Genomic DNA, 2969 nt, shown 5'->3' with positions numbered 1-2969 from the left:
GCTGCAGCGGAGGCCGGAGCGGGAACGGGGACCGGTGCCGGGTCCTCTTCCGTCTCGGCGGCGAGGACGGCAGCCGCCTCTACGGCGAGCGCCGCGCTCACTCTCCTCGGCAGCCACCGGGTATCAGCAGACCGGCCGCGTGGCTGTGGACCGCGTCCAGCACCGTGGCGCCGGGGCCGGTGCCGGAGCCGACTGCCGGCGCCGTCGGTCTTGCGCCCCCGTCCGCGAGAGGGAGGCACTCCGGCAGCCGCTGAACGAGCTCCGCCGCCGGCGGGCGGTCGGACGGGTCGTCCGCGAGGCACGCACGGAGGAGGGCCGCGAGTTCGTCGGGGACGGGGCGGTGCCAGGTTGCGCCGCGTTCCGGTGCGGCCGTCCCGTCAGCGCGTAGCTGAGGACCGCAGCAAGCGCGAAGCTGTCCCCCAGGGGGCGGGGGCGGCCGCCCGCGAGCTGTTCGGGGGCAGGAAGGGGTGCGGGGCGCGGGCGTCACCGTCTGAGGCGGTGACGCGGCCGACGCCGTACCCCGCGAGGCGGGGCCGTCGCCGGTCAGCAGAACGTTCTCGGCAGTGACGCCTGCGTGGGCGACGCCTGACGCATGGAGCTGGGCGAGCGCTTCGGCAAGCGCGGTGCCGACGGCGAGCACGGTGCGGAGCGCAGCGGTCCGTACGTCTCGATGACGGTCGGTAGCGGGAGTACGGGGCGGTACGGAGACGCGCTCCACACCGGCGCCGCGCGCCCCTCCCCCGCGCCGACGGCACCCACGCCGGCCGCGATCTGCTGGGCGGCCAGCGCCTCGCTCCGGAAGCGGTGCACGCGGGCGGCGTCGCACACGGACTCGGGCAGCACCGTGGTGACGAGTGCCGTGCGGTCACCGCCAGGCATCAGTCCGAGAAACCGGCTCACAGTGGGCCGGATCTCGCTCCCCGCCGAGTCCAGCCGACCGACGAGTGCGTAGGGACCGAGCCGTCGCACATCGTCCTGACGCAGCGGTTCCATTCCCTCCCCTATGGATGACGCCCCCATGGATGACGGCGGGGAGCGAGACTACGCCACCGTGTCCCCTCGGCCACAGAGCGCACTCGGGGCTGACCAGCTCGCATAAATGTGGTATAAATCACACTGTATTGGGTGATTTACCCCGTTTGCTGGTCACTCGGGGTAGGTGGTGGACGGTGTGAACCGTTCGCCGCAGGCGCTCCAGGAAGGAGGACGACCATGGCAGTGCCTACTACCGGCCGCAGCATCGAGCACCACCCTGACCTTGTGGAGATGCGCGCCAGGTACGAGAAGGCCGGATCCACTCCGGTCGCACAGCTCGTCGAGGGGCTGACCTTCCTCACCGGTCTCTACATCGCGATCTCTCCGTGGGTGGTCGGGTTCAACGGATCCACAGCCCTGACGGCGAGCAATCTCATCGTGGGCCTCGCGTTCGCGGTACTCGCCCTCGGGTTCGGTTCCGCTTACGAGCGGACCCACATGCTGGGCTGGACCGCACCGCTGCTCGGAGTCTGGGTGATCATTTCTCAGTGGGTGATCAAGGGGGCTCCGGATACGGCGCAGATCGTGGTCAACAACACGGTCGCGGGAGGTGTCGCAGCTGCCTGCGGACTCGCAGTCATGGGGTTGGCGCTCATGGGCAGGCGAAAGACATGACGCACAGCGCCTGACGCGCGAACAAGAGGCCACAAGAGGCCAAGAGACTCGGACAGAACAAGCACATGACGCGCGGAGTCTGCCGCGCGCACGAACGGGCGGAGCGGTCCGGAGAACGGCCGTACCGCCCGTTCCGTATGTCCGGTGAGCGTCGCCGGATGGCTCTCCGAGGGTGCGGCGCGGGGCGGACTGGGATTGGCTGGGGATGAGGGCCGCAGCCGGGGCCGGAGTGCGCGGCAGCGCCGACCGCGGGTCGTCCCAGCGGCTCGGCGGTACGGGACGGGCAGTCGAGCAGGCAGACGGGCAGTCGAGGAGGCGTCCGACGGGCCATGGGCATGGGCACGGCGCAGCGGATGGACGCCTTTCAGCAGCGGCACCGCTGGGCGGGTCTGCCCCTCGCCGTCGTATACAAGGTCTTCGACGACCAGGCCCTCTACCTGGTCGCGCTGCTCACGTACTACACCTTCCTGTCGATCTTCCCCGTGCTGCTGCTGTTCGTCTCGGGGCTCGGCTTCTTCCTCGAGGACAATCCGGAGCTCCAGCGGCGGCTGCTGAACTCCGTGCTCGGCGAGTTCCCGGTGCTCGGTGACCAGCTGCGGGGCCGCATCCACGCGTTCCGCAGCAACGGCATCGCGCTCGCGGTCGGTGTCGCCGGCAGTCTCTACGGCAGCCTGGGCGCCGCGCAGGCCGCGCAGTACGGTCTGAACAAGATCTGGGCGGTTCCCCGCTACAAGCGGCACGATCCCTTCAAGTCACGGCTGAAGGGCATGCTTTTCCTGATGACGGTGGCGGGCGGATTGTCCGTGACGCTGCTGCTGTCGCTCGCGACGTCGGAGTCCAAGGCGTTCGGCACCGACCTGGGCACCGGACTGCGTGCGACGATCACGCTGGTGGCGGTGGCGGTCAATGTCGGGCTGCTGCTTGCCACCTACACCTTCCTCACCCACCACGAGGTGCCGCTGCGGCGGCTCTGGGCCGAGTCCGTCGGCGCGGCCTGCGCATGGCAGGTGCTGCAGTGGGCCGGCGGGTACTACGCCACCAATGTGCTGCGTGGGGCGAGCGCGACGTACGGGATGTTCGGCATCGTGCTCGGTCTGCTCGGCTGGATCTATATCGGCGCGCTGATCTTCGTGGTCGCGGCCGAGGTGAGCGCGGTACGCACGCACCGGCTCTGGCCCCGCAGCCTGCTGACACCGTTCACCGACCGGGTGTGGCTGAACTGGGCCGACCGCAAGGCGTACGCGTCCTATGCCACAACGGAGACGTTCAAGGGCTTCGAAACGGTCACGGTGGAGTTCCACCAGCGGCCACCCCCGGGC

Annotated in this window: 3 protein-coding genes; 2 read left to right on the top strand and 1 reads right to left on the bottom strand. The window is 70.0% G+C overall.

Going from position 1 to position 2969, the window contains the following annotated elements; genetic code table 11:
- Positions 1-543: 543 nt before the first annotated feature.
- Positions 544-993, bottom strand: coding sequence for a hypothetical protein (locus ITI46_RS33940; RefSeq protein ID WP_209243826.1), 450 nt, complete (start codon positions 991-993; stop codon positions 544-546).
- Between the two features lie 219 nt (positions 994-1212).
- On the opposite strand from ITI46_RS33940, the gene ITI46_RS33935 reads away from it, so the two are divergent.
- Positions 1213-1650 (top strand): SPW repeat protein, encoded by a 438-nt coding sequence (locus ITI46_RS33935; RefSeq protein WP_209243824.1) that lies wholly within the window; start codon positions 1213-1215, stop codon positions 1648-1650.
- A 329-nt stretch (positions 1651-1979) separates the two neighbouring features.
- Positions 1980-2969, top strand: a 990-nt coding sequence (locus ITI46_RS33930; protein WP_209243822.1) for a YihY/virulence factor BrkB family protein, incomplete at its 3' end; no start/stop codon positions are given.

This window comes from Streptomyces oryzae, assembly GCF_017676365.1.
Lineage (GTDB): Bacteria > Actinomycetota > Actinomycetes > Streptomycetales > Streptomycetaceae > Streptomyces > Streptomyces oryzae.
This window is presented reverse-complemented; position numbering and strand designations above follow the sequence as displayed.

Coding starts and splice junctions, on each gene's coding strand:
- ITI46_RS33935 (WP_209243824.1), top strand. CDS start 1,213: ATGGCAGTGCCTACTACCGGCCGCAGCATCGAGCACCACCCTGACCTT.
- ITI46_RS33940 (WP_209243826.1), bottom strand. CDS start 993: ATGGAACCGCTGCGTCAGGACGATGTGCGACGGCTCGGTCCCTACGCA.